The organism is Streptomyces sp. SAS_272 (assembly GCF_052543235.1).
In genome coordinates, this window is record NZ_JBMNDR010000074.1 from 1 (window position 1) to 26,562 (window position 26,562).

The following is a 26,562-nucleotide window of genomic DNA, read 5'->3' on the forward strand; positions in this document are numbered from 1 at the left end:
GTCGACGAAACCGGGGTCCTGGTGGGAGAAGCCGTTGTGGTCCTGCCGCCAGACATGCGAGGTGAGCAGGTAGTTGAGGGAGGCGATAGGCGCGCGCCAGAGCGTGCACCAGCCGCAGTCCCACGCCACGCAGTCCGGTCTCACGTGCCGCGACCTCCACCGCGTCGAGGCTCGACGGCGAGCCGTCCACTCCCACGACGACCGGGTCCATCACGACACCTCCATAATGCGCCGCGGGCCCAGCCGGCCCGCCGCCGGCTGGGCCGTGTCCCTCCTGCCAGGCTCCACCAGGCTGCGCCGCCCCGCATCAAGTGGCTGCACATCGCGCAGCCGCCCACCTCAGCCACCCTGCGGCACCACAAATCCGCGAACCGCTGGATCAGCGCCCACGAGGCCGTGACGTGGCGGCTGCCGACGGCTGGGGTCACGCTGGAAGGCAGTGAAAGGACGGCGGCACGGGAGTCTGCTGGAGGTGCCATGAGCAGTGCGCACGGGCGTGAGCCGATCGTCGTGGGTGTCGACCCCGATCCCTCGAAGCGGCTGGTACTCGCCTGGGCCGCAGACGAGGCGGATCGCCGTGGCCTGCCGGTGCGGCTCGTCCACGCCCAGGGCGTACCGACGGGCGGATACCGCACGGGCGAGGCACTGCCGTCCTGGGAGGAGTGGAACCGGGCACTGCACGAAGCGGGTGCCGAAGTACTCAAGGAGGCGGTCGCCTTCGTCGAGTCCCGGCGGCCGACGGTGGAGGTGTCGACGATGCTGGCGGAAGGAGAGCCCGCGTGGGTGCTGCGGGAGGAGGCGCGGAACGCCTCCCTGGTCGTGGTGGGCTCCTGGCATCTGCGCACCCGGCGTGAAATGTTCACCTCCGCCTCCGTGGCGCTGCCTGTCTCCGCCCACGCTCCCTGTCCGGTCGTCGTCGTTCCGGAGCCGGAGCACATCACTCAGGAGCCCGCGTACTTCGTCGTCGGCGTGGACGGCAGTCCGCACGCGGCCGTGGCGGTGGACGTGGCGTTCGAGGAGGCGGCCCTGCGCGGAGCGGCCCTCAGGGCCCTGTACGTGTGGCATCCGCCGCTCCTCGGTGTCCTGGACGAGGACGCCGCTGTGCGGGAGTGCCGCCGGGTGCTGTCCGAGACGGTCGCGGGCCGGACCGCGAGGTACCCGGGAGTGGAGCTGCACCACGAGGTCGTCCTCGGCCACCCGGTGCGGGTCCTGACGGAAGCCTCGGAACACGCGCTGGGCCTGGTCGTTGGTACCCGCGGGCACGGAGGTTTCATGGGCCTGCTGCTGGGCTCAGTGAGCCAGGGAGTGTTGCACCACGCCCACTGCCCCGTCATCACGGTCCCGGTGTGAGACGCCGAACGGCGCCATCCCCTGCCCCGTACGACCCTGGTGGCGCCGGACGGCCCGTACCACGATGAGAGGGCGCTGCCGCTCAAGGGCGGCACACCGGCCGGACGGCCGCCGAACTCACTGGAGTCCGTGATGGAAGCCTCACGCAAGGCCCTCCGCGCGATCCGACCGGCTCCGCCGGAACCGAGGGCCTCGGCGCCGTACGGGTCCGGATGATGCGCACCGGCACGGACCCGCTGGTACCAGGCGGAGGGTCGGACGCGGCGGTCGAGGTCGACGCGGCCGCCGGTTCCGGTCCGCATCCTGCGGTACGGGAGCTGGCCGCCGGTGATGTCTTCACCGCTCTGGGCACCTCTCGGCGCGGCTTGTCGGCGGACCGGGCTCGGGCGGAGCTGGAGCGGCGCGGGCCCAACGAGATGCCGCGGACGAGGCGGCGCCCCGTGTGGCGGCAGCTGGGCGCGCAGTTCACGGACCTCTTCGCGGTCGTGCTGCTCGTCGCGTCGGGGATCACCTTCCTGGCCTACGGCCTTCAGGAGCCGCGTGACGTGGGCACTCTTCAGCTCGCGGTGGCGATCCTCGGCGTCGTGGTGCTGAACGCCGCCATCGGCTTCGCGCAGGAGTACTCGGCCGAGCGCACGGCTCAGGCGCTGGAGGCGATGGTGCCCCACACCTGCCGGGTACTGCGAGGCGGCGAGCGGCTGGAGGTGCCCGCCCGGGACCTGGCGCCGGGCGATGTGGTGGTTCTGGAGTCCGGGGACGCTGTTCCGGCGGACTGCCGGGTGGTCGAGGCGCACGAGCTGACGGTGAACAACGCGCCGTTGACCGGGGAGAGCAACGCGGTGGGCCGTACGGCCGATCCGGTTGCGGCCGGACCGCCGCTGGACGCCCGCAACTGCGTGTTCATGGGAACCGACGTCGTCGCCGGATCCGGACGCGCCGTGGTCTACGCCACCGGTGCGGCGACCGAGTTCGGGCGGATCTACCGGCTGGCCGCGGCGGCCCCGCGGCAGAAGACGCCGCTGCAGCACCAGGTGGCCTCCATGGCTCGGCGGGTGGCGGGGGCGGCCCTGGCGATCGGCGCCCTGATGTTCGCCGTGCGGCTGCCCACTGGGGAGTCCCTGGTGTCCGCGCTCGTGTTCGCGCTGGGGGTGATGGTGGCGATGGTGCCGGAGGGGCTGCCCGCCACCCTGTCCGTGTCGCTGGCGATCGGCGTACGGCGGATGGCGCGCCGCCGTGCTCTGATCAAGAAACTGCTCGCGGTGGAGGCGCTCGGGTCGACCACGGTGGTGTGCACCGACAAGACCGGAACGCTCACCCAGGCCGAGATGACCGTCACCCGGGTGTGGGCGGGGGGTGCGACGCACCCGGTGACGGGGGTGGGATACGCGCCGGGCGGTGAGGTGGCCGACGCGAGGGCGGTGCGCGAGCTGCTCCGGGTGGCGGCGCTGTGCTGCAACGCTCGTCTGGTTCCGCCTCATGACGTGCAGCGCTGGCGGGTGCTCGGCGACACGACCGAGGGCGCGCTGCTCGTGGTCGCGGCCAAAGCCGGACTCGACCCGGTCGCGGAGGAGGCCGCGGCTCCGCAAGTCACCGAGTTCCCCTTCGACTCGGACCGCAAGCTGATGACCACGGTGCACAAGAACGGCGCGGGCTACCAGGCGTGCGTCAAGGGAGCGCCGGCCGAGCTGCTGGCGCGGTGCACCGACGTGGAGTGGGAGGAACACCGCGGGCCGCTGACCGAGCGGGACCGGGCGGCCGTCCTCGCGGCGAGCAACGCGCTGGCCTCGCAGGCGCTGCGGGTGCTGGCCGTCGCGCGGCGGGAGCTCGACCGGTCCCGCCCCGCGCAGGACGAGGCGGAGTCGCAGCTCACGTTCCTGGGGCTGGTCGGCATGCTGGACCCACCGCGCCCGGAGGTCGCCGAGGCGGTCGCCGCCTGCCGCGGGGCGGGCATCCGCATCGTCATGGTCACCGGCGACCACCCGCTCACCGGGGAGGCCGTCGCGCGGCGGGTGGGGATCGTAGGGGGGCCGGATCCTGTCGTGGTGACGGGCACCCGGCTCGACGCCATGAACGAGGAGGCGCTCGACGCGCTGATCGCCGAACCGTCCGAGCTTCTGCTGTGCCGGGTCAGCCCGGAGCACAAGATGCGGGTGGTCACCGCCTTCCAGCGGCGGGGTGAGGTGGTGGCGGTCACCGGGGACGGCGCGAACGACGCCCCCGCGCTCAAACACGCCGACATCGGCGTGGCGATGGGTGCGTCGGGCACCGACGTGGCCCGTGAGGCGGCCTCGATGGTGCTCCTCGACGACTCGTTCGCCTCGATCGCGGTGCGGTGCGGCTCGGCCGGGCGGTCTACCAGAACATCCGCAAGTTCCTCGTCTACCTCTTCAGCCACAACATCGGAGAGCTGGTCCCGATCCTGGCGGCGACCTTCGCCGGCTTTCCTCTGGTGCCCATCAGCGCGGTGCAGATCCTGGCGATCGACCTGGGCTCCGACGTACTGCCCGCCCTGGCCCTGGGCGCCGAGCCGCCCGAGCCCGACGTGATGGAGCGCCCGCCGCGCTCTCGCCGGGAACGGCTGTTCTCGTCCGCCGTCGTGGGGCGGATCCTGTTCCTCGGCGGCATCCAGGCGCTGTGCGTCACCACCGTCTTCTTCTGGCACGTCGGGTCCTCGGGCATCCCGTTCGACGACTTCACCAAGGACACGCCCGTCTACCGGGAAGCGATCACCATGGTCCAGGCCGGGATCGTGCTCAGCCAGTTCTTCAACGCGCTCGCGGTGCGCACCGACCGCCAGAGCATCCTGAACGTGGGGCTGCTGTCCAATCCGGCCCTGCTGGCGGCCGGCGGCTTCGGCATCGCCCTCATGGCCGCGATCAGCTATGTGCCGCTGCTGCAGGACGTCTTCCACACCGCTCCGCTCGACGCCGCCGACTGGGCGGTACTGACCGGGCTCGGAACCCTGCCCCTGATCGCGGACGAAGTCCGCAAGTGGTGGCTGCGCCGCCGCGCCGACCCCCCGAAGGGAGCTCAGCGGTGAAGGTGATCGTGGTCGGCTGCGGACGGGTGGGCGCCGCCCTCGCCGGTCTGCTCGCCTCCGAAGGGCACGACGTGCAGGTCGTCGACCGGCGGCCCAAGGCGGGCCGGCGGCTGCCCGACAGCCCCCGCATCAGCTTCCACAAGGGCAACGGCTACAGCCGCTCCGTCCTCGAGGCCGCCGGCATCGAGCACGCGGACGCCTTCGTCGCCGTCACCTCCGGGGACAACAGCAACATCGTCAGCGCGCGCACGGCGAAGGAGACCTACCGGGTGCCGAACGTCCTCGCCCGCATCTACGACCCCCGACGCGCCGACATCTACCGCGATCTCGGCATCCCCACCATCGCCAGCGTCCGCTGGACGGTCCACCAGATCCACCAGATGCTGCTGCACCGCCATCTCTCCCCCGAAATCAGCTTCGGCAACGGTGAGACCTTGCTCTACCGCTCCGAACTGCCCGCTTATCTGACCGGGCGGCCGCTGACCGAGTTCGAGGTCGACGGCGAGATCCGCGTCGTCGAGGTCACCCGCGCGGGGCGCTCCCTGATCCCCGCGCACAGCACGCCCGCGCGGGCGGGCGACCTGGTCACCTTCGCCGTCGCCGCGACCGCGCTCGGCCGGCTGCGCGGCTTTCTCGACAAGGAGCTGGGGACGTGAACGTGATCATCGCCGGGGCCGGGCGGCTCGGCGCCCAGATCGCCCAGGTGCTCGCGGCCGCCCACAACGAGGTGACGCTGATCGACGCCGACGACGACCGCCTCGCCGAACTGGCGGGCCGCGTCTCCGTGCGGCTCGTCGCAGGGGACGCCTGCGAACCCGACCTCCTGGAGCACGCCGGAGCGCTGACCGCCGACCTCCTCATCGCCACCACCGGGGACGACGAGGACAACCTCGTCATCAGCCTGCTCGCCAAACGGCAGTTCTCGGTGCCCCGCGTGGCCGCCCGGTGCAACGACGCCGACAACGCCTGGCTGTTCGACGGCCGCTGGGGCGTCGACGTCGCCGTTCCCGCCGCCACCCCGCTGATCTCCCTCATCGAGGAGGCCACCGGGGCCACCGACACGGTCGCCCTGCTGCGGCTCAGCAAGGCCGGCGTCGACGTCATCGAAACGGCCATCACCCCGCGGTCCAGGGCGGCGGGCCGTGCCCTGGGCGACGTCCCGTTGCCCGAGGGGACGGTCGTCGCCACGATCGTCCGCGACGGACAACCGACCGTGCCGGATCCGGCTGTGCGGCTCCGACCCGGTGACGAGATCCTGCTCGTCTCGCACGACGCGACCGAACAGGAGATCCACGCGGCGTTCCAGTGAACGGTCACCGCTCGGGGCTCCGGGCCGCCTAGCGCCGCCGGACGCCGTCCTCGTGCTCGGCCTGCTCCAGGGCGAGGTCGGCCCGGTCGAGCGCCTCCCGTAGGCGGGGAATCCAGTGGCGCCGCAGGGCGCGGACCCGGTGCCGGGTGCTGATGACCTCGGTGCCCAGCAGTTCGGCGGCAGCATGAGCGGCGGCGTACTCGCCGCCGGCGCGCAGGGCACGGCCGTAGGCCGCTTCGGCGTGCACGAGGGCGGTGTTCGTGGGAGCGGCGGCGGTGAGTGATCGGGCGGGTACGGACACAGCGGCCGCCGCGGGGTGGCGTACCCCCGTGGAGGTGGTCCAGCGCAGTGTGACCTCGGCGGAACCGATGCCCGCGGCGGCCGCGTCGAGGGCCTGTTCCCCGCCCAGGAGGAGCCCCCTCAGCAGCCAGTCCTCGGCCTCGGACAGCAGGTCCCGCCAGGCGCGGGCTGCTGACCTCTCCGCGCTCAGCAGCCGCTCGTGCTCGGAACGCAGGATACGGAGCTTCTGCTCCAGCAGGTCGGCTCCGCGTTCGGCGACATCGAGGCTGTGCCGCAGTCGCAGCCGTCCCGCCCGACCGGGCGGTGTACTGCGGGCGCCGGTCATCGGGACGCCTCCGAGTCCGGTGCGTCCTTCGCCCCGTGGGCGTCGAGGAGCCCGGTGGGGAGCATGGAGAGCTGGCCGCGGGGCAGCGTGAGCAGGGCCCGCCAGCCGCGTTCGAGCGAGGCGTCGAGGCTGCGGGACTCGTCGCTGCGCTGGTCGGCGAAGTCCCTCAGGAACGCCTCCTCGAAGTCGAGGTAACGGCGGTCGGTGGGGCTCAGCGCCGCCTGGCCGACCAGGTCCGCGAGATCACGGACCTGCCGGGCTCGCGCCAGGGAGGCCAGCAGCTGGGCCGCGACGTCGAGGTGGTCGTCGCGGGTACGACCCGGGCCGGCGCCCTTGCGCATCAGTCGGGAGAGTGAGGACAGGGCGTCCAGCGGCGGGTACACGCCCCGCGCGTGGGTCTCCGGCGAGAGCACGATCTGTCCCTCGGTGATGTAGCCGGTCAGGTCGGGTACGGGATGGGTGACACGGCCAGGGTGCCGCCGAGGGCGAGTACGGCGATGAGGTCCACGCCTGCGTGTCCACGCCGCAGGGCAGCCAGCACCCAACCCACCGCGGGAACGATGGCGGACATGGTGCCCAGAGTCCAGAACAGATCCGCGAGACCGTCGGCATCCGTGAGCCAGGCGATGCCGCCGACGGTCAGAGCTGCCGCCGTGACGGCCAGGAGGATGGGTTCGAGCCGTGAGAACACGACGGCGGCGATCAGGCGGCGCAGCCTTGCCGCTCCAAGGGTGGTGTGGTTCATGGTGTACCTCGGTCCGTCCGGTGCGATGACGGTCGGGTCGGTCCGTTCCATCACATCGCGGCAGCCGAGCAGGCGCCAGGGACGACCGGCCCTACTCCCGGGCCGTGCGGACAGTGGACACGCGCGCCGTCACAGGGGGCAAGTCACCCGATCTGGAGGCCCAGGACGGGGCAGGCGGTGACGGCTCGGCCGGCGTGGGCGCTCAGAAGAATCTGAGAACTTCCTGTGCCAGGCTGGCGCGCCTTCGACACATCATGTGATCAACCTGCTGGAGGAACTCCCATGGGCCTTATCAACGGCCTGCCTGCGCACGTCCTGCTCGTGCACTTCGTCGTCGTGCTCGTTCCGCTGACCGCGCTGGCACTCGCGGTCGGCGCGATGTGGCCGAGCGCGGCACAGCGCATGGGCATCGTGCTGCCGCTGCTGGCCCTGGTCACCCTCGTGAGCGTTCCGCTGGCCACGCAGGCCGGGGAGTGGCTGGAGGAACACGTCGACAGCAACGCGCTGGTGCGCCGGCACGCTGCCCTCGGCGACGGCCTGCTGCCCTGGGCAGGGGGCCTGTTCGTTCTGGCGGTCTTCGTCTGGTGGGCAGCCCGCCGCACAGCCGCTTCCGCGTCCGGTACCTCGACCGGTACACGCCGTTCCGCTCCCGTGCGTATCGCGGTTGCGGTTCTGTCGCTCGTCGTGGCCGTGGGAGCCGCCGTGGACGTCTACCGCATCGGCGATTCGGGGGCGAAGGCCGCGTGGCAAGACGGCTACTCCAAGACGGCCTCGGGCGGCGACGGGGACGATGACTGACCTGCGGCGGGTTCGCCGCGACGGTCGGGGCTAGCGGGTACTGGTGCGGGCGCTCACCTGGCGTGTATCACGGGACACTGTGTGCGTCACCCGGGAGGGTCGTCGGCGTGGAGAGCCAGGCGGGGGCAAGCGGCGACGGCCCGGCGGGTGTGGGTGCGCAGATGGTCGGGGACGACTTGGTCCTCGATGACGGGGTATCCCCATTCGTCGAGGCTGATCAGCTCGGGGAGCAGCTCGGCGCACAGGCCCTGGCCCGTGCAGGCGATGCGGTCGATGCGCAGGCTTCTGGCGTGGGTCATCGCCATGTCTCCGGGGGTTTGGCGGGCGGCACGGGGACCCCGGCTGGTCGGCGGGCCGCGGCGCAGACATCGCGGGTGAGGTGCTGATCGACGTCGTCGGCGAAAGCGTGCAGCGCAGAGGCAGCGAGGCGGGGGGCGCCGTCGGGGTGGCGACAGGCGCCGCGGTCCGGCAGCAGGGCGGTACGGCGATGGAGCCGGGACAGCAGGTCCGGGTCGGCGTGTCCGGCGGCCAGCGCGGTGAAGTCCTCGGTCAGGGCGGGCAGGCCGAAGTGGCAGGGACCGCACTGGTGGGCGCTCTGGGCGGCCAGGTAGGCGAGCATCCTGGCCGTCTCGCTGAGCCCGCAGGCCGAGTGGGGAAGCGCGATGAGCACGCCCGCACCGGGCGCGGCCCCCAGGGGAGCCAGGTCACGCCGGGTGAGAGGCGTGCACACGTCTTCCGCCGAAAGCCAGGTGCCGGCGAAACCACCGAGCAGGACCGCCCTCAGAGCTTCGGTGGGCCCTCCGGCACGGTCGACGATCGTGGCGAGCGGCGTGCCGAGGGCGACTTCCTGAACACTCGAGGTGGTGACGGCGCCGGAGACGGTGACGAGTGTGGTGCCGGGCTCGTCCGGGGTTCCCGTGCGGCGGAACCAGTCGGGGCCGTGGCGGGCGATGAGGGCGAGGTGGGCGAGGGTCTCGGCGTTGTGGATGAGGGTGGGGCGGCGGGCGACGCCGCGTTCGTGGGTGCGCGGCGGACTCCCCTGCGGGCGGGCCTGGCCCCCGTTGAGCCAGCGCACCAACGCGGTCGACTCACTGGAGACGTAGGCGTGCGGAAGGGCGTGCAGGCGCAGCCGTACCGGGTCGAGGCGGGCGCGGTGTCGGTCGACCAGGGCGATGCTGAGCCGGCGGTACTGGGCGATGCGCGTGCGCGGCAGACATATGTGGACGATGTCGGCGCCGACCGCGGTCGCGGCCAGGACGGCACCGTCGAGGACCAGGTGGGGTGCGACGGCGAGCAAGAACTGGTCTTTGCCGCTGGCCGGTTCGCTCTCCATGGCGTTGACGACGACCACGGCGCGGCCACGGCGTTCCGCGACGGCCCGCAGCTTGCGCGCGGTGGGGAATCCGGCGCCGCCACGCCCGGTGAGCCCGGCCGATGCGACAGCCTCCACCAGCGGCATCGACGTCCGGCTGCCGAGAGCTGTGGCGACAGGGGGCGGCCCGTGGCGCCCGAGGTGATCGGTGAGGTCGGCCGGTCGACCGGTGGAGTGCCATCCGGCCAGCAGTCGGGCGACGGTGGAGTCGCCCGGCTCAGCGGTGTGGTCGTGGGGCGCGGGGGGCCTGGCAGTCGAGGAGTTCATCGTCCGCCTCCGAGCAGGACCGTTGTCGTGGCGGCACGTTGGGCCCAGCCCGGCTGCAGCGGCCCCGCAGCGAGGAACGCGGTCAGCGCCACGGGTACGGCGATGGCGGCCAGGGCGGCCACCAGGCGTCCGATGACCCGCCTCGGACCGGCCTTCGCCAGTCGCCACCACACGGCGCCGACCACCGACACCAGGCTGGCGGCATACAGCCACAGCTGGAGGGAAAGCCGGGTGTCGGTTCCGGTGCCGGCGCTGTGGAAGACGGCGAGCGGCCAGGCGGCGTAGGCCAGCCAGTGAACAGCTTTCCAGTGGCGCACCCGGAGCCGGCGCCGCAGCGCGCTGGTGACCAGCACCGCGAGCAGAAGGTCGAGCGCGACCGTGCCCAGGCCGAGCCAGAGTGGTCGGTAGGACGCCGAGAACGGCACCACGGATACCGCCCAGCTCAGGTGCACGAACGGATCGAGCACCGCGGTCACCACGTGGACAGCGAGGAACACCAGGGTGAGCAGGGACAGGTTGCGGTGCAGCAGCCCGACCTCGAACCGGCCGATCCGCCGTGGCGAGGTGCGTCCGCCGGAGGCGACGCCGAGCACCACGGTGGCGGTGAGCAGGATCAGGGCGAGGGTGCCGCCCGCGCGGCTCGCGTACCACAGAGGGCTGCCGGTCAGGGCGAGTGTCGTCATCGCGGGCCTCCGTGGGCGTCGGTCCGGGCGTCTGCGGGGGCGGGAGCGTGAACGTCGGGCGGCCAGCCGCCCACACGTACAACGGTGCCGTCGAGACCGGTCAGCCGGGCGGGCAGGGCGGTGGCTCGCAGCCACTCCAGAGCCCCGTCGCCGAGCACGATCGACGCCGTGCTGACAGCATTGGCGTCCACGCAAGAGGCGGCGGCGACGGTGACCGTGCGCCATGCGGATGCCGCGGGTTCGCCCGTGATCGGGTCGACGATGTGGTGCAGGACCCGTCTGTCGCGCCGCCAGGTGCGCACCTGGATGCCCGAGGTCGCCAGCGCCCCGCCAGTCACTGCCACGGCGGGACCGCCTTCCGGGACAGGGCGGGCGTGGTCGTCGGCGAGGGCGATCCGCCAGCCGCCCTCGGGTGCCGGCCCGGCGGCCGCCAGGTCGCCGCCGAGACTGACCAGAACTCCGCAGCCGGTCACTGCGGCGACCTGCTGGGCGGCGCGGTCAGCGGCCAGGGCCTTGGCGGTGGCGCCCAGGTCGAGGCGGGTGCCCGGGGGAAGGGACAGTCGGCGGGTACGCGGGTCGAAAGTGATCCGCCGCCAGCCGATCGCCGGTCGGGCCACCGGGACGGGGCGCGCGTCCTCGGGTGCCAGGGAGGCAAAAGTGCGGTCATAGCCGAGCGCGATCACCGCGCTGCCCACGGTCGGGTCCACGGCGCCGCCGGTGAGGCGGGCGGCATGCAGGGCGGCCTGCAGGGCCTCGGCGAAGTATGCGCTGACCGTCGTCGTGACACCTGCGCTCACATTCACATGCGTGAGCTCGGAGTCGGGCCGGAAGCGGCTGCAGGCGCGGTCGACAGCAGCCAGCTCTGCGCGCAGCACCGCTTCCGCGGCCGACAGGGCGGACGGGTCCGTGACCAGCAGGGCGGCCGTCGTGCCGAGGGCCGGAAAGACGAGCTGAGAGGGAGACAGGGCCGGGATGTGCGTGCTCACGACGCCCCCGTCGTGGTCTGCGGCTGCTGTTGGGTCGCAGCGGGCGGCTGGGCCGGAGGCTGCGGAGCCGGCTGCGTGACGGGAGCCGCGCCCTCCTCGTCGTCGTGCCCCTCGCCGTCCTCGTGACCGTTCGGCTCTTCGCTCCGCTCGTCGTCCTTCCCCACCGTGGCGGCAGTCGACGCCGCGGGATGATGAACCGGTGCATTCGCCGGCGCGGGGGTGGCCGAACCAGCCGGCAGCACATGCGCGTAGACGCCGCCCAGAGCCGCCGTGCCGGCCGAAGCAGTGACCGCGATCCACAGCGCGGTGCGGCGGCTGCGCTGCAGACCGCGGTCACGTGCGTGCGAGGAAAAAGCGGGGGCGGATGTCGGCGGGAAGTCTTCGGGCGAAGGGGCCATGGCAGCGCTCCTGAAGATCGGCGGCCCGGATCGGCTGCGTGCACCTCCAGGCTGTGCTCAAGGCCCCCAGGAACTCGCTCACGTCTCCTTCAGAACCGGTAAAGATCTCAACGCCCCGCCCCGCACGGGCCCACCCTCCCGCCACACGGGCAGATCCAGTACGACGGTCAGCCCGCCACCATGCGTGTCCTCCAGCCGCGCCGTACCGCCGTTGACGGTGACCAGCCGGTGCACGATGGCCAGCCCAAGGCCCGCGCCCCGGGCCTTGGGGTTACCGAACCGGCGGAAGGCGACCGCCTTCGCCTGGCCCGTCATCCCGGGTCCGTCGTCCTGCACGGACACCCGGACCGCATCCCCCACCGTGCCACGGTCAAGGGTGATGCTTCCGCCTTCGGGCACAGCGTCCACGGCGTTGGCGATCAGGTTGTCGAGGATCTGCTCCAGATGCCCCGCACCCAGCGCGACGGTCAGTGCCGGCCCTTCGGAAACGACGGTCAGCCGGACGCCGCGTTCCTCGGCGACGGGCGTCCAGGCGGCCACTCGCTCGGCCATGGCCTCGTCGACCCGCACCGCGGTCGGACGCGGTGTCGTCTGCTCGGCACGCGCGACCGCCAGCAGCCCGTCGACCAGCCGGGACAACCGTGCGATCTCCTCCTGCGCGGCGGCGAACTCCGCAGCGGTGTCGCCCCCGGCGTCGGCGGCCAGGACGTCGAGCCGCAGCCGCAGCGCGGTCAACGGGGTGCGCAGCTGATGGGACACATCCGCGATCACCGCCCGGTGGCCATGGAGCAGGGCTTCCATACGAGCCGCCATGGTGTTGAAGGTGGCAGCCAGCCGACGCACCTCCGGCGGGCCCGCCCCGACGTCGGCCCGCTCGTCGAGGGCACCCTCACCCAGTCGCCGGGCGCTGACGTCCAGCGTCGACAAGGGGCGGCTGACCCAGCGTGCCAGGCGCACAGACAGCAGCGCAGACGCGGCCAGCCCGGCGACGCCGATCGCGGCGGACCAACCCCAGATAGCCGCGACACGGGCGTCCAGCGGGTCGGCGGAGCGGGCCAGGACGACGGCCCCATCAGGCCGGCGCACCTCTCCGGCCGGTTCGGCGGCCACAAGCCGTCCCTCGTTCTCCGGCGGCTCCGGCTCATGCCCGGCCAGCACGTCCTTCACCAGTTCTTCCGCCTCTTCTCCCTGGGCCGCCGTACAGGACGTACTGGCCACCACGCGCCCGGAGGTGTCGTACACCGCGGCGCAGTCCCCGGCCCGCGCCGCGGCATCCAGCTCCTGGCGCATGACGGTCGGCGGCTTGCTGTCGGAGAGGTGTTCCTCAGCCGCCGCGGCGATCACCCGTGTGGCCGCCCGCTGACTGTCGCGGTAGGCGACGCGCTCGCGCGCCGTCAGCGACACCGCCAGCGGGACCACCGCCAGCACCAACAGCACGGACGTGAGGACCAGGAGCGTCCAGGTGATCCGGCGCGTCACGGCTGCTCCTGCGACTCCTGGACCGTCCCGAGCCGGAAGCCCTGCCCGTAGACCGTCTCTATCAGCCCCGGCATGCCGAGCTTGCGGCGCAACGCGACCACATGCACATCCAGCACCTTCGTCGGCCCGTACCAGTGGGCGTCCCACGCCCGCTCCAGGATCTGCTGCCTGGTCACCACCCGGCCCGGGTCCACGGCCAGGCACTCCAGGATGCCGAATTCCTTCGGCGTCAGCGCCACCGCACATCCGTCGACCGAGACCTGCCGGGTGCGCAGGTCCAGCGCCAGCGGCCCGTGCCGCAGGATCTCCGGCTCCGCAGGTCGCCTGCGGCGCAGCACGGCCCGGATCCGCGCCAACAGCTCGGCGAGCCCGAAAGGCTTGACCAAGTAGTCGTCGGCACCCTCGTCCAGGGCCACCACCCGGTCGGCCTCCTCGCCCCGAGCGGTCACCGCGATGATCGCGGCGTCCGATCGGGCACGAAGCCGCCGGCAGACCTCGACGCCGTCGATGTCCGGCAGCCCCAGGTCCAGCAGGACGACGTCGGGTGTTGGCGCCGACAGCGCTGCCCGTCCGGTCCGGACGCCTTCGACTCCGTATCCGGCCTGTCGAAGGCCGCGCACCAGGGGCTCCGCGATGCCACGGTCGTCCTCCACGACCAGCACCCGAGTCTCCTCGGCGTCCCCCCTGGTCTGGGCGTTCATACGGGTCACCCACCTCCCGGGTGAGGGGCTCTACTGCGCTGACTCCCCCAGAGTGCGTCAGCACCCCGTGCTGACGGTAGGGCCAAACGTCCCCGTCGACGCGAACAGCACCCACGTCGACCAGACCATAGGCTCCGACGGCCGGCGCAGCACTGAGCGTGCAGGAGACTCCGCCCTGTGCACCCCTTCCCGAACCGAATCCACTTCCACACGCTGAACTTGACGGGGAAAGACTGTGCGCAGTACTCGCCCGGCGGTCCCCTTCGCGGCCGAACTGTCTTTCGCCGTACCGGAGGGAGGACCGCGGTGCCTGGGAGGACCACGAGGTACAGCTGCCTGACCAACGCACTACGGGCGTGGCGGGAGCAGCACTCCGACGTGCACGTGCTGAAAGACGTCGGCGTGCCTACGGCACAGGCCCTGGTCCAACGCTCCGCGACCGCCGGGCCGGTGGTCGTGGGCCGGCGGCCCAGTAGCGCAAGGGAGCGGTCACGCGGGGTGCTCCTGCGTGAGTCCTTGTGCCCTGTCGCCGTCGCGCCCGCACAGGCCGGATCGGTGACGCCCCCCGGTGCCCGCTGTTCGGGCACCCCGGGGGGCGTCGCCTTCGCCCTCTTCACGTCCCACGCTCCGTCAACTCACCCGCTACGCACCCTGCCCACGCTTCGATCTGGGTGAAGTCCCGGAAGTCCTCGCCCTTTCCGGAGGGCGAAATCATTGCGGCCACCCACCCCTTCGCACCTTCTTCGAGGCAACCGCCGAAGGTGACGTGTCCGTTCGCGTCCCGTGCCGTCGGACGAAGCTGGGGGTGTCCCTGTGCCGGCGTCCGGCGTACAGACCGCCGCCGACCACGACGGCGTCGTACGGGGACAGGCTCGTCACGGAGCGGGCGGGCAGTACCTCCACTGTCAGCCCGGCCTTGCGCAGCACCTCGGCGATGGCTTCGGCTGTCTGTGCCGTCGAGCCGTTCGTCGTCCCGCAGGCCACCAGCACCTTGCCAGTCCTGCCGGTCATGGTGGTCCGCCTCCTCTCACAGCTTGCGCAGCCAGCCGTCGGCCACGTCGGTGAGCGGGGCGAGCCGGGCCGCGTGGTCCGCGAGTACTTCGGTGGCCGTACCGCCGAGATCATGCCGGGGATGGTGGGCGACGAATGCGACGGCAACGTCGTAGGTGACTGGACCGGGCGCTACCGCCACACGCTGCCGGTCGGCTGCGCGCTACGGCCCCTGAGTGCCTCGACGGCGGGCGCGGATGCCCGCGCGGCACGGTCTCGTCTTCGGCGGTCGATCCGGTGCTGTTCCGTCCATCGGGAGCTGTCGGCGGGCTCGGGCGGCGCGTCCATGCGCACCGCCCGAGCAGCACGGCGACTATTCAGGCAGCGGAAGGTGCCCGATCACCTTCTGGCCGACGAACGCGGACGTCCGCAGGGAGTGGTAGGCGTAGTCACGCATGGCGTCCTCGTAGGCGGCGATGCCGTCGAGGAGTGGCTTGTCGCCCTGGGAGATGGCGAGCAGCTGGTCGCCCAGGGTGTGCGCGTCCCGCAGCGCGGTGTTCGCGCCGATGCCCAGGGCGGGGCTCATGGCGTGGACGGCGTCGCCCATGACGGTGACATTGGAGGGTTCCCAGGCGTCGACGGGCACGCAGCTGCGGCACTTGAGGGCCTGGACGGTGGCGGTGTCCCAGAGCCGGACGGTGTCCACCAGGGCGGGGTTCCAGGTGGCGACGCGCTGGAGGGCGTGTGCCTTGAGCTTGTCGGGGCCGGCGGTGAACAGCTCGTCATCGGGGAGCATGAGGTCGGGGAGGGAATTGAAGATGCTCAGCGCGTAGTCGGCGGTGGCCTCGCGTTGGAAGCCGGGGTCCTGTTCGGCGATCAGCGGCGAGGTGGGGTCGGTGCGCTCCAGCGGGCCGAGGGTCAGCCCTGTGAAGTCGGCGTCGTAGGCCAGGGAGAAGGCGTTGAACAGCTCGGCGGGCAGCTTGGCCTTCGCCTCGTCGGTGAGATGAATCTTCGCGGCGATGTGCCGGGAGCCGAGGTCGGCGACCTGGACCTCGGGCAGGCGCTGGGCGCGGACAGCGGAGTTGATGCCGTCCGCGGCGATGAGTACGTCGGCCTCGACCGTGGCACCGTCCTCCAGCAGGACGGTGATCGTCGAGTCGGGGTGGGTGCGGTAGCCGGTGACCCGGGAGCCGAAGTGCACGGCCTTTTCCAGGCCGAGGTAGAGGATGCGGCGCAGGGTCGAGCGGCACACCACCAGGTGCTCAGGAATGTCGGTGGGCACGCCGGTGCCCTCGGTGGCCGCCCTGTCGCGGCCGGGGCGGAGGTTGAGCTGCTCGTCGAACAGGAGCATGTCCTCGCTCGGCATACCGCAGGTCGCCAGGAACAGCTCCCACAGGCGCGGCTCCAGGGCGGCGTGCAGCGCGGAGGTGCCGGTGGAGTTGATGTGGACCCGGTACCCGGCCTCGCGCGCCGCGATATTGGCGTCGCGCTCGTAGACGGCCACGTCCAGGCCGTTCTGGTTCAGATGGTGGGCAAGCGTCAACCCGGCGAGCCCGCCGCCGGCGATGACGATACGCATTCCAGACACAGTACTCCCAGTGCAGAGTTCTTCTCGTACTCGGAGCACACCAGGACTCCCCTAAAGGGGGAGGACGTTGACGCAGAGCGGAAACACTTGCCCTGTGGTCCGGACTACCAACCGGAAAGCAATTTCGTGTGCCCTGAGAGAGTACACCGAAATCCCGCCGTTATTAGCATGCCAGTCCTCTGATGTGCTGTTCTTCACTGATCTCGCACTTCTGCGGCGGTTGCCGGGGCAATAGTGAGTTCATCCTTGACGAATCGATGGAAGTCTGGTCAGGGAGCAGGGATTTGACCATTCCGAAAAATTCTGCTCACTCATTCAATGTTGTCCCGATACACATCGGAGAGAGGGAGAAGGGTTGCCCTTGCCGGGTCCGAGAAGGAATGGAAGAAAGACCGGCTGCTCTGGAGCTCTGCTCGCCAGGTACGTCGGCCCCCACCGGGCAGGTCGCCAGGTGTCGGGCTGGGCTGCGGCTGTCTCCCCTTGGGGGGTGCGTGCGGGCCGGGCACCCCGCAAGGGGAGACAGGTCGAGATCGAGGTGGCTGTTCATGTCCAGCTCGAACCGGCCGTACGAATTCACGTGGGTCCAGAACGGAGGCGACAGTGCCCGGCGGTCCGCGTCGCTGAGCTTGTCCGCCCACTTCGGATCGACCAGGACCACCTGCTCAGCAGTGTGTTGACGTGCACCAGGGCGGACTGGAGCAGGTGCAGCGCGAGCATGCTGACCTCCTGCGACTCTTTGTCCTGCCCGGCCAGTCTTCTGAGTCGGGAGTTCCTTTTATATATATGAGCTTGTGGCATGGCGCGTTCGGGGCGACCGAAGGCCGAGTTGGTGTTGTCGGTGCAGGAGCGCGCGGCGCTTGAGGGGTGGGTGCGGCGTCACTCGACGCCGCAGTCGTGGGCGATGCGGTGCCGGATCATCCTGGCTTGTGCGGACGGCATGTCCAACAGGGATGTCGGTGCCCTGGTGGGCATGACGGGGCAGTCTGTGGGCCGTTGGCGCTCGCGTTTCGTCGAGCATCGGATCGCCGGCCTGGGCGACCTGCCCAGATCCGGCGGCCCACGTTCGGTGAGCGACGAGCAGGTCGCCGCATTGGTGAAGCGGACGTTGGAGTCGATGCCGAGGAACGCCACACACTGGTCGACGAGAGCGATGGCCGAAGAACTCGGTCTCTCCCAGTCGACCGTGTCGCGGATCTGGCAGGCTTTCGGTCCGCAGCCCCATCGCTCGCAGACCTTCAAGCTGTCGACGGACCCGTACTTCGTCGACAAAGGCGCACGATGTCGTGGGCCTGTATCCGACTCTCGTAGCCACGGCACGAGCGGAAGCAGGCGCGCAGATGAATCTCAGCCGCGTCACCAACCTGTCCGGACAGCACACCTAGCGCCGCACCCGGGGCATCCCCAGACCGATCCACGAGATGATCTCCCGCTGGATCTCGTTGTTGCCGCCGCCGAAGGTGAAGATCACGGCGGAGCGGTAGCCGCGTTCCAGTTCGCCGCGGAGCACCGCGCCCGCGGAGCCCTCCTGGAGAGCTCCTGGTACCGCCACGACCTCCAGCAGCCAGGAGTAGGCGTCGCGCCGGGCCTCGGAACCGTAGACCTTGACGGCGGAGGCGTCCTGCGGGGTGAGGGTGCCGTTCTGCAGGGCTCCGACCATCTGCCAGTTGAGGAGTTTGAGGGCGTCGAGCTTCACATGCGTCTGGGCCAGCCGACGGCGCACCCAGGCCAGGTCGATGACGCGGCGGCCGTCGGCGAGCTTGGTGTCGGTCGCCCAGCGCTGCACGTCGTGCAGGGCGCGGATGGCCATGGTGCCGTGCGCGGCGAGCGTGACGCGCTCGTGGTTGAGCTGGTTGGTGATCAGTCGCCAGCCCTGGTTCTCCGCGCCGACGCGCCGGGAGACGGGAACGCGGATGTTCTCGTAGTAGCTGGCGGTGGTGTCGTGGGAGGCGAGCGTGCGGATGACGGTGCAGGAGTAGCCGGGATCCGTGGTCGGCACGAGGAGCATGGAGATGCCCTTGTGCGGCGGGGCCTCGGGGTCGGTGCGCACAGCGAGCCACACCCAATCGGCGGTGTCGCCGTTGGTCGTCCAGATCTTCTGCCCGTTGACGACGTAGGCGTCGCCGTCCCGTACCGCGCGCGTCCTGAGGGCCGCCAGGTCGGTGCCCGCGTCGGGTTCGCTGTAGCCGATGGCGAAGTCGATCTCCCCGGCGAGGATCTTCGGCAGGAAGTACGCCTTCTGCTCGTCGGTGCCGTACCGCATGATCGTCGGCCCGACGGTGTTCAGCGCCATCAGCGGCAGCGGTACGCCGGCCTGGGCGGCCTCGTCGAAGAAGACGAACTGCTCGATCGGGGTCAGGCCGCGGCCGCCGTACTCCTCGGGCCAGCCGACGCCGAGCCAGCCGTCGGCGCCGAGGCGGCGGATGGTGGCGCGGTAGAAGGCCTTCGCGCCGACCGGATCGGAGTGCCGGGCGTAGGCGTTGTCCGGCACCAACGCGGCGAAGTAGGCGCGCAGTTCGGTGCGCAGCCGCAGTTGCTCGGGCGTGTGGTCGAGGTGCACGGCGCCTCCTGGCTCCCCAAGGCCGGTGTCCTGACGGCGCACACCGTAGAACGTGTTCCAGAAATTGGGAATGCACAGAGGCGGCGTAAAGCGTGGGCGCTCCGGTTCGCCGGTCGCGGTCTGCGTCGTCGCCCCGGTCGGCGCGGCCCACGTTCGACGTGGTCACCGGCCGACGTGGTCACCGGCCGACGTGGTCACCGGTCGGCACGGTCGCCGGTCGGTCCGAACGGTTCGGTCCAGCGGCGCGGCCTGTTCAGTTCAGCGTCCGGATGAAGTCCGTGCAGACCTGCGCGCACGCCCGGCAGGCCGCCGCGCCCTCCTCGGCGCCGGGGTACCCGTCGAAGGCGTGCGCGCACTCCAGGCAGACGGTGCGGCACCACTCCAACTGGGCGCGGATGCCGTCCTCGTCCATCCGGTTCTCCTCGGACAGCACGCGGCAGGTCGCGTCGCAGACCTCCGCGCACATGATGCCCTTGCGGCGCACCAGCGCCTTCCGGTCGGTTCCGTCCGGGTCCACGAGGCTCGCGCGCAGCGCACACGCCTGCGCACACTCGGTGCAGGCCTGTGCGCAGGCGAAGCGGTCCTCCAGGAACCGGAAGAGCTCCTGCTGGGATGTCGTCGAAGTCACGTCTGAGCGGGTAGCCGGTGCGGGCCGAGCCAAACCGGCCGCCGACGCCGAGGACCCAACGGGCGGCACGGACGGCACCGGCGGAACGGGCGACACCGGCGGCGCTGGCGGAACGGGCGACACCGGCGGCGCCGGCCGCACCGATTCAGGAGCACCAGGGCCGCCGGCGATCCGGAACTGGGAACGGAATGTTCGGTTTGCAGTCCTTTTCATGGGTATTTTCATGATATGACTACCGCAAGCCAGCAGCTGGCCGCCACGAGCGGTCTGCTCAGCCTCGGGCTGTTCATGGTCCCCGTGCTCCTCGTGATCGTTCTGGGCGGGAGCTTCTGGCTGGGCGCGCGCATCAAATCGCGCGAGTCGGATCGGCCGCGCCCCGAGGAACAGCCGCAGCTACCGCCCGGCGGGGCGGTGCGCGAGATCCGCGAGCACCGGGAACCCGAGGAGGTGCCCCGGACGCCGGACGGCGGACGCCCCCTCACCCCCTACGAGCTGACGAACATGCAGACCAAGGCGAGCACAGACCAGAAACGGCCGCGCTGGAGCCGCGGCAGCAGCGGGTCGTTCGGCGGCGGCGGACTCGGCGCGCACTGACGTGACCCCCCGCCGACGCCGGGTGGCCGCGGCGCCTCGGAGGGGGCGCCGCGGCCTCACGGTGTCGGTGCCGTCAGGCGCCGACGTAGTCCGCCAGGTGCTCGCCGGTGAGGGTGGAGCGGGCGGCGACGAGGTCGGCGGGGGTGCCCTCGAACACGATGCGGCCGCCGTCGTGGCCGGCGCCGGGCCCGAGGTCGATGATCCAGTCGGCGTGCGCCATCACCGCCGGATGGTGCTCGACCACGACGACCGACTTCCCGGCGTCGACCAACCGGTCGAGCAGGCCGAGCAGCTGCTCGACGTCGGCGAGGTGGAGGCCGGTGGTCGGCTCGTCAAGGACGTAGACACCGCCCTTGTCGGCCATGTGCGTGGCCAGCTTGAGCCGCTGGCGCTCGCCACCGGAGAGCGTGGTGAGCGGCTGGCCGAGGCTGACGTAACCGAGACCGACGTCGGCGAGCCGCCCGAGGACGCGGTGCGCGGCCGGCGTGGCCGCCTCGCCCGCGGCGAAGAACTCCTCGGCCTCGGTCACCGACATCGCCAGCACCTCGCTGATGTCACGGCCGCCGAGGCGGTACTCCAGCACCGACGCCTGGAACCGCTTCCCCTCGCACTCCTCGCAGGTCGTGGCGACGCCCGCCATCATCGCCAGGTCGGTGTAGACGACACCGGCGCCGTTGCACGTGGGGCAGGCCCCCTCGGAGTTGGCGCTGAACAGCGCAGGCTTCACGCCATTCACCTTCGCGAACGCCTTGCGGATGGGGTCGAGCAGTCCGGTGTATGTGGCGGGGTTGCTGCGCCGGGATCCGCGGATCGCCCCCTGGTCGACCGCCACCACGCCCTCTTTGGGCGGGATCGATCCGTGTACGAGCGAGCTCTTTCCGGAGCCTGCCACGCCGGTCACCACGACCAGCACCCCGAGCGGGATGTCGACGTCGACGCCTTGCAGGTTGTGCTCCGACGCGCCCCGTACCTCCAGCGCGCCGGTGGGCTTGCGCACCGTCTCCTTGACCGCGGCCCGGTCGTCGAGGTGACGGCCGGTGATGGTGTCGCCGGCGCGCAGTCCCTCCACGGTTCCCTCGAAGCAGACGCTGCCGCCCGCCGTGCCCGCGCCGGGGCCGAGGTCCACGACGTGGTCGGCGATGGCGATGGTCTGCGGCTTGTGTTCCACGACCAGCACCGTGTTGCCCTTGTCCCGCAGGCGCAGGAGCAGGTTGTTCATCCGGCTGATGTCGTGCGGGTGCAGACCCGTGGTGGGCTCGTCGAAGACGTAGGTGACGTCGGTCAGTGAGGACCCGAGATGGCGGATCATCTTGACGCGCTGCGCCTCGCCGCCCGAGAGCGTGCCCGAGGGCCGCTCGAGCGAGAGGTAGCCGAGGCCGATCTCCGCGAACGAGTCCAGCGTGTGCTGCAGCGCGGTGAGCAGCGGCGCCACCGACGGCTCGTGGACGCCGCGGACCCACTCGGCCAGGTCGCTGATCTGCATCGCGCAGGCGTCGGCGATGCTCACCCCGTCGATCTTCGACGCCCGGGCGCCCTCACTCAGTCGCGTGCCGTCGCACTCGGGGCAGACAGTGAACGTCATGGCCCGCTCCACGAAGGCGCGGATGTGCGGCTGCAACGCGTCGATGTCCTTGGACAGCATCGATTTCTGGATCTTGGGGATCAGGCCCTCGTAGGTGAGGTTGATGCCGTCGACCTTGATCTTGGTCGGTTCCTTGTGGAGGAGGTCGTGCAGCTCCCTCTCGGTGAACCCGCGGATCGGCTTGTCCGGGTCGAAGAAACCGCAGCCGCCGAAGATGCGGCCGTACCAGCCGTCCATGCTGTAGCCGGGGATCGTCAGCGCGCCCTCGTTGAGCGACTTGCTGTCGTCGTAGAGCTGGGTGAGGTCGATGTCGGAGACCGTGCCGCGGCCTTCGCAGCGGGGGCACATGCCGCCGGTGCGGGAGTAGGTCGCCTTGACGGCCTTCTTGGTGCCGCGCTCCACGGTGATCGCACCGCTCGCCCGCACGGAGGCGGTGTTGAAGGAGTAGGCACTGGGCGGGCCGATGTGCGGCTCGCCGAGTCTGCTGAAGAGGATGCGCAGCATGGCGTTGGCGTCGGTGGCGGTGCCCACGGTGGAGCGGGGGTCGGCCCCCAGCCGCTGCTGGTCGACGATGATCGCGGTCGTGAGCCCGTCGAGCACGTCCACCTCGGGCCGCGACAGGTTCGGCATGAAGCCCTGCACGAAGGCGCTGTAGGTCTCGTTGATCAGCCGCTGCGACTCCGCGGCGATGGTGTCGAAGACCAGGGAGCTCTTCCCCGAGCCCGAGACGCCGGTGAACACCGTCAGCCGGCGCTTGGGGATCTCGATGCTCACGTCCTTGAGGTTGTTCTCGCGCGCGCCGTGCACCCGGATCAGGTCGTGGCTGTCCGCGACGTGGGACGCGGACGACTGCGCGTCCGTCCTCCTGGCCATGCTCATCGTTTCTTCTCCCTCGAATCGCCCGGGAGCACCCGCGCGCTCCCCCGTTGCCCGGCCCGGCCCGGCCCACCCGACCGTCCGACCGTCCGACCGTCCGACCGTCCGACCGTCCGACCGTCCGACCGTCCGACCGTCCGTCCGACCGTCCGTCCGTCCGTCCGACGCCACGCTATCCACGGGCCGGGTCAGCCGCTTCTCGAATACTGATGGGTTCGGTGGCGTTCAGGTTCGAACAGGGGACGGACAGTAAACGACAACCCACAGCGGGGCCGGACCGGAGGCGCTGAGATGGCCTGATTCGTCGTGCAGGATGAGGTGGAAAATGGCCGGCGTGATGCGGGCGGAACCGGCGCGGCGCGCGAAGGCGGGGGCGGGCGCTGCGAAGCAAGGCGCGAAGCAGGACGCGCAAAAGGACGCGAAGCAGGGCGTCCGACAGGCGGGTGAGCAGAAGAAGCGGTGCGCCTGTCGGACGGCGGAGGACGCGGTCGGCGGGGCGGAGGAGCGGTTCCGGGGTCTGCTCGAGGCGGCGCCGGACGCCATGGTCATCGTCGACGACACGGGCGCCATCCGGCTCGTCAACGCCCAGACAGAGGCCCTGTTCGGGCACGGCCGTGAGGAACTGCTCGGCCGCCCGGTCGAGTTGCTGATCCCGCACCGGTTCCACGGCCAGCACACGGCGCACCGGAGCGGGTACACGACCAACCGGCAGGTGCGCCCGATGGGCGCCGGTCTCGAACTGCACGGACTCCGCAAGGACGGCACGGAGTTCCCCGTCGAGATCAGCCTGAGCCCGCTGGAGACCCCGGACGGCCTGCTGGTGTCGGCGGCCGTGCGCGACGTCAGCGACCGCAAGGCGGCAGAGGCGCGCATCAACGAGCTCGCCGCACTGGTGGAGTCCTCGCAGGACGCGATCCTCGCCAAGACCCTCGACGGGTACATCACCTACTGGAACGCGGCCGCTCAGCGCCTGTACGGGTACACGGCCGAAGAGGCCATCGGCCGGCACGTGTCGATGCTGGCCCCGCCGGAGCGGCGCGGGGAGGTCAGCGAGCTGCTCAAGCGGCTGCGACACGCCGAGAAGGTCGAGCACTACGAGACGCTGCGGCTGACGTCCACCGGGCAACTGCTGGACGTGGACGTGACGCTGTGGCCGACCCGCGACACGAGCGGCAGGGTGGTCGGGGCCTGCGCGATCGTGCGCGACATCAGCGACCGCAAGCGTGCGGAGGCCGAGCTCACCGCTCTGTACGAGCAGCAGCGGCACATCGCGCTGACGCTGCAGCGCAGCCTGATGGGGACACCGCCCGCGCTGCCCGGCCTGGCCACCGCGAGTCGCTACCGGCCGGCGACCCAGGGCGCCGGCGTGGGCGGCGACTGGTTCGACCTGATTCCGCTGGGCGCCGACCGGGTCGGTGTGCTGATAGGCGATGTCATGGGACGCGGGCTCGAAGCGGCCGCCGTGATGGGCCAGTTGAGGTCGGCGGCGCACGCGCTGGCGAAGACCGGCATGCAGCCGCGGCAGCTGATGCGGGCGCTGGACACCTGTGTCGCCGACCTCGACGTGCCCGACCAGCTCGTCACCTGCTGCTATCTGGTGATCGCCCCGGACGCGGGCACCGTGACGGTCTGCTCGGCGGGGCATCTGCCCGTCCTGGTGGCCGGGGCGGACGACGGGATCAGCGCGCTGCCCTGTCCGGTCAACGCCCCGCTCGGTGTGGGCGACGTCCTGTACGAGCAGTCCAGTTCGGAGATACCTCCGGGCGCGACGCTGGTGCTCTACACCGACGGCCTGATCGAGACGCCGGGCTGCGACATCGAGGTGCGCATCGGCGAACTGAGCGTGCTGCTGGACGATCTGTTCGTCGGCACGCCGTGTCTGGAGGCCGCCGCGGACCACGTCCTCGCAGGTCTGCTGCCGGACGCCGACAGCCACAACGACGACGTCACCCTGCTGCTGGCGCAACTCCCGGCCGCGCCGCTGGCCACCGTCACCACCCACTTCCCGGCCGTCCCGGCGTCCGTGCCGGAGGGGCGTGCCTTTCTGCACAAGGCGCTGACCTCGTGGAACTGCGCGGACAGCGCCGCCGACGCCCTCCTGCTGCTGTCGGAGACGCTGACCAACGCCGTCCAGCACGCCTCGGGGCCGGTCGTCCTGCACCTGCACCGGACGGCGACCGACCTCACGGTGGAGGTGAGCGACTGCAGCGCGCAGCTTCCCCAGCCGCGCTCGGCGATCGAGGACGAGGAGTCGGGCCGCGGTCTGATCCTGGTCCGCGCCCTCGCCGCCAGCTGGGGCGTGCGGCCGACGGACGAGGGCAAGACGACATGGTTCACGCTGAGGCTGTGAGCCCCCGGGGCGGGCCGCCGCAGCTCAGGGCGAGGGCGTCGAGGTGAGCCTGGACGTAGGGCACCGCCACCGCGTGCAGTTCGCGCTCCCCGTCGACGAAGGCCGGCTGGACGTTGACCTCGAAGACGACTCCGCCGTTCTCCACGGCCAGGTCGACGCCGGCGAAGGGCAGCCCGACCGAGGCGGTGGCGGCGACGGCGAGCTCGGCCAGCCGGGGGTCCAGGTCCGGCGGGGCGATGTGGACGGCGGTCGCGCCCTGGCAGGTGTTGCAGGGGGTGTCGGTCTCGGGCTGGAGGTGCTCGCGGGCGTGCACGACGCGGTCGCCGAGGACGAAGACGCGGAACTGGTGGCGCCGGCCGTCGGCGGTCACGTTGCCGGCGTCGCGGGAGAGCAGCCAGTCGGTGCCGCGCTCGGCGTAGTACACGGCGGCGTCCTCGAGCTGGGCCGGGGTGGTGACATGGAAGGTGTCGTTGCCGCCGGTGCCGACGACGGGCCTGGCCCAGGTGTCCCGGCCGAGCCGGTCGAACGCGTCGGCCGCCTCCTGCGGGGCGGGACGGGACAGCACGGCGGTCTCCATCTGGGCGACGCCGTCCCGGCGGAAGCGTTCGACGGTGAGGTTCTTCTCGGTCGCCGTCCGCCAGGCGTCGGGACCGGCGGCCAGGGTGACCACGCCGTGGGCTTCCAGGAGCTTCTGGAAGCCGGCGAGGCCCCGGCGGCGGTGCGGCGGGATCTCGTAGAGCAGGACGACGTCGGGCGCGACGTCGAGCCGCTCCTCGGGGACCCGCAGCCGTAACCGGTCCCCTTGGCGGGTCGCCCGCCCTGTTCCGCCGGTCGCGAAGTGCCGGGAGTCGACCCGGACGGGTGGCGCGCCGGTGAGCAGTTCCACGGCGTCGGCGAGGTACTCACGGCACCCCTCGGGTGAGGTGGGGTCGGCGATCAGGGCGATGCACGGTCGGGACACAGCGGCCTCCAGGGGCTCTCGACGCGCGCTCGTACCGCGGACGGCCCTCGCACGGCCCGAGCGGTGTCACGGGTTGGTGCCTGTCGCGCGGGTGGTCGCGCACCCGTCGCCGCGGAAGCCGCGCCGGTGTGCGGGCCGTCGCCGGTCCCGGACGGGCGCCGGGCCGGACGGCCGGTGACCAGGAGTGTGGGGCGGGCCCCGGGGATCCGTGTGCGGGGCCGGCCGACCACTGTAAGCACCGGGCGCGGCGTCGTGCCAGGGCGCACGACGGCCCGGCGTCTGCCCCTTCCCCTGCGCCGTCCGCCCCGGCCCGTGCGCCCTGGCCTGACACCCCCGGGGGCGGCGGTCCTGTCGTAGCCTCAGCCGTCCCAGGCCCTGTTCGCCGCCGCGGGAAGCTCGGTGCCACGGGCGCGGATCCGGTCGTGGTGGCGCAGTGGCGCATCCTCCACCCGCTGACGCATCGCCGCGGCGCGCACGGCGAGGCCTGGGACCCGGTCGACGACGTCCATGACGCCCATGACGTCCATGCCGAGTCGGCAGCGGTCGAGGTCGTTGCGGACGACCATGTCGAACGGCGTGGTCGTGGCGCCGATCTCCTTTTGGCATGCTCCTCGCCCGAAGGGACGAGGATTCCGGCCCTCCTGGACTGATCGCCGTGCCGCAAGCGGCACGCGCGGACCCTA

General features: G+C 71.6%; 23 protein-coding genes and 6 pseudogenes. 9 read left to right on the plus strand and 20 right to left on the minus strand.

Going from position 1 to position 26,562, the window contains the following annotated elements:
* Positions 1–99, minus strand: a pseudogene (locus tag ACN6LD_RS31955) (hypothetical protein); the annotation flags it as partial.
* 46 nt (positions 100–145) lie between these two features.
* A pseudogene (locus tag ACN6LD_RS31960) lies at positions 146–211 on the minus strand (hypothetical protein); the annotation flags it as partial.
* A gap of 266 nt (positions 212–477) precedes the next feature.
* Between ACN6LD_RS31960 and ACN6LD_RS31965 the strand changes: the two are divergent.
* The 5 genes from ACN6LD_RS31965 (at position 478) to ACN6LD_RS31985 (ending at position 5,699) form a co-directional block, all read left to right on the plus strand.
* Positions 478–1,350 (plus strand): universal stress protein, encoded by an 873-nt coding sequence (locus ACN6LD_RS31965; RefSeq protein ID WP_319187992.1) that lies wholly within the window; start codon positions 478–480, stop codon positions 1,348–1,350.
* Between the two features lie 215 nt (positions 1,351–1,565).
* Positions 1,566–3,896 (plus strand): cation-translocating P-type ATPase, encoded by a 2,331-nt coding sequence (locus ACN6LD_RS31970; protein ID WP_445045015.1) that lies wholly within the window; start codon positions 1,566–1,568, stop codon positions 3,894–3,896.
* On the plus strand, positions 3,815–4,390 hold the full coding sequence (locus ACN6LD_RS31975; protein ID WP_445045016.1) for a cation transporting ATPase C-terminal domain-containing protein: 576 nt from the start codon (positions 3,815–3,817) through the stop codon (positions 4,388–4,390). The genes ACN6LD_RS31970 and ACN6LD_RS31975 overlap by 82 nt, the downstream gene beginning before the upstream one ends.
* Positions 4,387–5,046: a potassium channel family protein gene (locus ACN6LD_RS31980; RefSeq protein WP_445045017.1), complete on the plus strand. Its 660-nt coding sequence runs from the start codon at positions 4,387–4,389 to the stop codon at positions 5,044–5,046. The genes ACN6LD_RS31975 and ACN6LD_RS31980 overlap by 4 nt, the downstream gene beginning before the upstream one ends.
* Complete coding sequence (locus ACN6LD_RS31985) at positions 5,043–5,699, plus strand: potassium channel family protein (RefSeq protein ID WP_319188000.1); 657 nt, start codon at positions 5,043–5,045, stop codon at positions 5,697–5,699. Before ACN6LD_RS31980 ends, ACN6LD_RS31985 begins: the two co-directional genes overlap by 4 nt.
* A gap of 28 nt (positions 5,700–5,727) precedes the next feature.
* Here ACN6LD_RS31985 and ACN6LD_RS31990 read toward each other — a convergent pair whose 3' ends face one another.
* The 3 genes and pseudogenes from ACN6LD_RS31990 to ACN6LD_RS32000 form a co-directional block, all read right to left on the minus strand.
* Positions 5,728–6,324: a V-type ATP synthase subunit D gene (locus tag ACN6LD_RS31990; RefSeq protein ID WP_445045018.1), complete on the minus strand. Its 597-nt coding sequence runs from the start codon at positions 6,322–6,324 to the stop codon at positions 5,728–5,730.
* Positions 6,321–6,737: an ATP synthase beta subunit C-terminal domain-containing protein gene (locus tag ACN6LD_RS31995; protein WP_445045019.1), complete on the minus strand. Its 417-nt coding sequence runs from the start codon at positions 6,735–6,737 to the stop codon at positions 6,321–6,323. The genes ACN6LD_RS31990 and ACN6LD_RS31995 overlap by 4 nt, the downstream gene beginning before the upstream one ends.
* Before the next feature lie 50 nt (positions 6,738–6,787).
* A pseudogene (locus tag ACN6LD_RS32000) lies at positions 6,788–7,069 on the minus strand (heavy metal translocating P-type ATPase); the annotation flags it as partial.
* Between the two features lie 282 nt (positions 7,070–7,351).
* On the opposite strand from ACN6LD_RS32000, the gene ACN6LD_RS32005 reads away from it, so the two are divergent.
* Positions 7,352–7,867, plus strand: a complete 516-nt coding sequence (locus tag ACN6LD_RS32005; protein ID WP_319188005.1) for a DUF2231 domain-containing protein — start codon at positions 7,352–7,354, stop codon at positions 7,865–7,867.
* An 86-nt stretch (positions 7,868–7,953) separates the two neighbouring features.
* On the opposite strand, the gene ACN6LD_RS32010 is transcribed toward ACN6LD_RS32005, so the two are convergent.
* The 10 genes and pseudogenes from ACN6LD_RS32010 to ACN6LD_RS32055 all read right to left on the minus strand — a co-directional run bounded on the left by ACN6LD_RS32010 (position 7,954) and on the right by ACN6LD_RS32055 (position 16,322).
* A complete protein-coding gene (locus tag ACN6LD_RS32010; RefSeq protein ID WP_319188006.1) occupies positions 7,954–8,166 on the minus strand; it encodes a ferredoxin in 213 nt (70 codons plus the stop codon).
* Positions 8,163–9,506, minus strand: coding sequence for an NADH-ubiquinone oxidoreductase-F iron-sulfur binding region domain-containing protein (locus ACN6LD_RS32015; protein WP_445045020.1), 1,344 nt, complete (start codon positions 9,504–9,506; stop codon positions 8,163–8,165). Before ACN6LD_RS32015 ends, ACN6LD_RS32010 begins: the two co-directional genes overlap by 4 nt.
* Positions 9,503–10,189 (minus strand): ferric reductase-like transmembrane domain-containing protein, encoded by a 687-nt coding sequence (locus ACN6LD_RS32020; protein WP_319188009.1) that lies wholly within the window; start codon positions 10,187–10,189, stop codon positions 9,503–9,505. The genes ACN6LD_RS32015 and ACN6LD_RS32020 overlap by 4 nt, the downstream gene beginning before the upstream one ends.
* Entirely contained in the window at positions 10,186–11,175 is a 990-nt protein-coding gene (locus ACN6LD_RS32025; protein WP_319188010.1) for an FAD:protein FMN transferase, read from the minus strand. The genes ACN6LD_RS32020 and ACN6LD_RS32025 overlap by 4 nt, the downstream gene beginning before the upstream one ends.
* Positions 11,172–11,573, minus strand: a complete 402-nt coding sequence (locus tag ACN6LD_RS32030; protein WP_319188012.1) for a hypothetical protein — start codon at positions 11,571–11,573, stop codon at positions 11,172–11,174. Before ACN6LD_RS32030 ends, ACN6LD_RS32025 begins: the two co-directional genes overlap by 4 nt.
* 78 nt (positions 11,574–11,651) lie before the next feature.
* Positions 11,652–13,052 (minus strand): sensor histidine kinase, encoded by a 1,401-nt coding sequence (locus ACN6LD_RS32035; RefSeq protein WP_319188014.1) that lies wholly within the window; start codon positions 13,050–13,052, stop codon positions 11,652–11,654.
* The gene (locus ACN6LD_RS32040; RefSeq protein WP_319188016.1) at positions 13,049–13,753 is read right to left on the minus strand and encodes a response regulator transcription factor; all 705 of its coding nucleotides are present in this window, start codon (positions 13,751–13,753) and stop codon (positions 13,049–13,051) included. The genes ACN6LD_RS32035 and ACN6LD_RS32040 overlap by 4 nt, the downstream gene beginning before the upstream one ends.
* Before the next feature lie 613 nt (positions 13,754–14,366).
* Positions 14,367–14,764 (minus strand): annotated as a pseudogene (locus ACN6LD_RS32045) (flavodoxin domain-containing protein).
* A 16-nt stretch (positions 14,765–14,780) separates the two neighbouring features.
* A complete protein-coding gene (locus ACN6LD_RS32050) occupies positions 14,781–14,945 on the minus strand; it encodes a hypothetical protein (RefSeq protein WP_319188018.1) in 165 nt (54 codons plus the stop codon).
* A 171-nt stretch (positions 14,946–15,116) separates the two neighbouring features.
* Positions 15,117–16,322 carry an FAD-dependent oxidoreductase gene (locus ACN6LD_RS32055; RefSeq protein WP_319188020.1) on the minus strand — a complete coding sequence of 402 codons (1,206 nt, stop codon included), beginning with the start codon at positions 16,320–16,322 and terminating at the stop codon, positions 15,117–15,119.
* 946 nt (positions 16,323–17,268) lie between these two features.
* Between ACN6LD_RS32055 and ACN6LD_RS32060 the strand changes: the two are divergent.
* Positions 17,269–17,469, plus strand: a pseudogene (locus ACN6LD_RS32060) (helix-turn-helix domain-containing protein); the annotation flags it as partial.
* A gap of 240 nt (positions 17,470–17,709) precedes the next feature.
* Here ACN6LD_RS32060 and ACN6LD_RS32065 read toward each other — a convergent pair.
* A complete protein-coding gene (locus ACN6LD_RS32065) occupies positions 17,710–18,888 on the minus strand; it encodes an acyl-CoA dehydrogenase family protein (RefSeq protein ID WP_319194822.1) in 1,179 nt (392 codons plus the stop codon).
* A 253-nt stretch (positions 18,889–19,141) separates the two neighbouring features.
* Positions 19,142–19,516 carry a ferredoxin gene (locus ACN6LD_RS32070; protein WP_445045021.1) on the minus strand — a complete coding sequence of 125 codons (375 nt, stop codon included), beginning with the start codon at positions 19,514–19,516 and terminating at the stop codon, positions 19,142–19,144.
* Between the two features lie 228 nt (positions 19,517–19,744).
* Here ACN6LD_RS32070 and ACN6LD_RS32075 point away from each other — a divergent pair, with 228 nt between their 5' ends.
* Positions 19,745–20,110: a DUF6479 family protein gene (locus ACN6LD_RS32075; RefSeq protein WP_319194818.1), complete on the plus strand. Its 366-nt coding sequence runs from the start codon at positions 19,745–19,747 to the stop codon at positions 20,108–20,110.
* Positions 20,111–20,183: 73 nt separating this feature from the next.
* Here the strand turns inward: ACN6LD_RS32075 and ACN6LD_RS32080 are convergent, their stop codons facing one another.
* Positions 20,184–22,571 (minus strand): ATP-binding cassette domain-containing protein, encoded by a 2,388-nt coding sequence (locus ACN6LD_RS32080; protein ID WP_445045022.1) that lies wholly within the window; start codon positions 22,569–22,571, stop codon positions 20,184–20,186.
* Positions 22,572–22,893: 322 nt separating this feature from the next.
* Here ACN6LD_RS32080 and ACN6LD_RS32085 point away from each other — a divergent pair, with 322 nt between their 5' ends.
* Complete coding sequence (locus ACN6LD_RS32085; RefSeq protein ID WP_319194814.1) at positions 22,894–24,918, plus strand: PAS domain S-box protein; 2,025 nt, start codon at positions 22,894–22,896, stop codon at positions 24,916–24,918.
* On the opposite strand, the gene ACN6LD_RS32090 is transcribed toward ACN6LD_RS32085, so the two are convergent.
* Positions 24,902–25,879, minus strand: coding sequence for an ATP-grasp domain-containing protein (locus tag ACN6LD_RS32090; RefSeq protein ID WP_319194812.1), 978 nt, complete (start codon positions 25,877–25,879; stop codon positions 24,902–24,904). The genes ACN6LD_RS32085 and ACN6LD_RS32090 overlap by 17 nt on opposite strands.
* A 359-nt stretch (positions 25,880–26,238) precedes the next feature.
* A pseudogene (locus ACN6LD_RS32095) lies at positions 26,239–26,478 on the minus strand (phosphoketolase family protein); the annotation flags it as partial.
* Positions 26,479–26,562: the final 84 nt, after the last annotated feature.

Excerpts from the sequence above, each read along its gene's own strand:
- ACN6LD_RS32055 (WP_319188020.1), bottom strand. The coding sequence starts at position 16,322 with ATGCGTATCGTCATCGCCGGCGGCGGGCTCGCCGGGTTGACGCTTGCC.
- ACN6LD_RS32040 (WP_319188016.1), bottom strand. The coding sequence starts at position 13,753 with ATGAACGCCCAGACCAGGGGGGACGCCGAGGAGACTCGGGTGCTGGTC.
- ACN6LD_RS32085 (WP_319194814.1), top strand. The coding sequence starts at position 22,894 with ATGGCCGGCGTGATGCGGGCGGAACCGGCGCGGCGCGCGAAGGCGGGG.
- ACN6LD_RS32015 (WP_445045020.1), bottom strand. The coding sequence starts at position 9,506 with ATGAACTCCTCGACTGCCAGGCCCCCCGCGCCCCACGACCACACCGCT.
- ACN6LD_RS32075 (WP_319194818.1), top strand. The coding sequence starts at position 19,745 with ATGACTACCGCAAGCCAGCAGCTGGCCGCCACGAGCGGTCTGCTCAGC.
- ACN6LD_RS32020 (WP_319188009.1), bottom strand. The coding sequence starts at position 10,189 with ATGACGACACTCGCCCTGACCGGCAGCCCTCTGTGGTACGCGAGCCGC.
- ACN6LD_RS31970 (WP_445045015.1), top strand. The coding sequence starts at position 1,566 with ATGCGCACCGGCACGGACCCGCTGGTACCAGGCGGAGGGTCGGACGCG.
- ACN6LD_RS32010 (WP_319188006.1), bottom strand. The coding sequence starts at position 8,166 with ATGACCCACGCCAGAAGCCTGCGCATCGACCGCATCGCCTGCACGGGC.
- ACN6LD_RS32005 (WP_319188005.1), top strand. The coding sequence starts at position 7,352 with ATGGGCCTTATCAACGGCCTGCCTGCGCACGTCCTGCTCGTGCACTTC.
- ACN6LD_RS32030 (WP_319188012.1), bottom strand. The coding sequence starts at position 11,573 with ATGGCCCCTTCGCCCGAAGACTTCCCGCCGACATCCGCCCCCGCTTTT.
- ACN6LD_RS31965 (WP_319187992.1), top strand. The coding sequence starts at position 478 with ATGAGCAGTGCGCACGGGCGTGAGCCGATCGTCGTGGGTGTCGACCCC.
- ACN6LD_RS31990 (WP_445045018.1), bottom strand. The coding sequence starts at position 6,324 with ATGACCGGCGCCCGCAGTACACCGCCCGGTCGGGCGGGACGGCTGCGA.
- ACN6LD_RS32080 (WP_445045022.1), bottom strand. The coding sequence starts at position 22,571 with ATGAGCATGGCCAGGAGGACGGACGCGCAGTCGTCCGCGTCCCACGTC.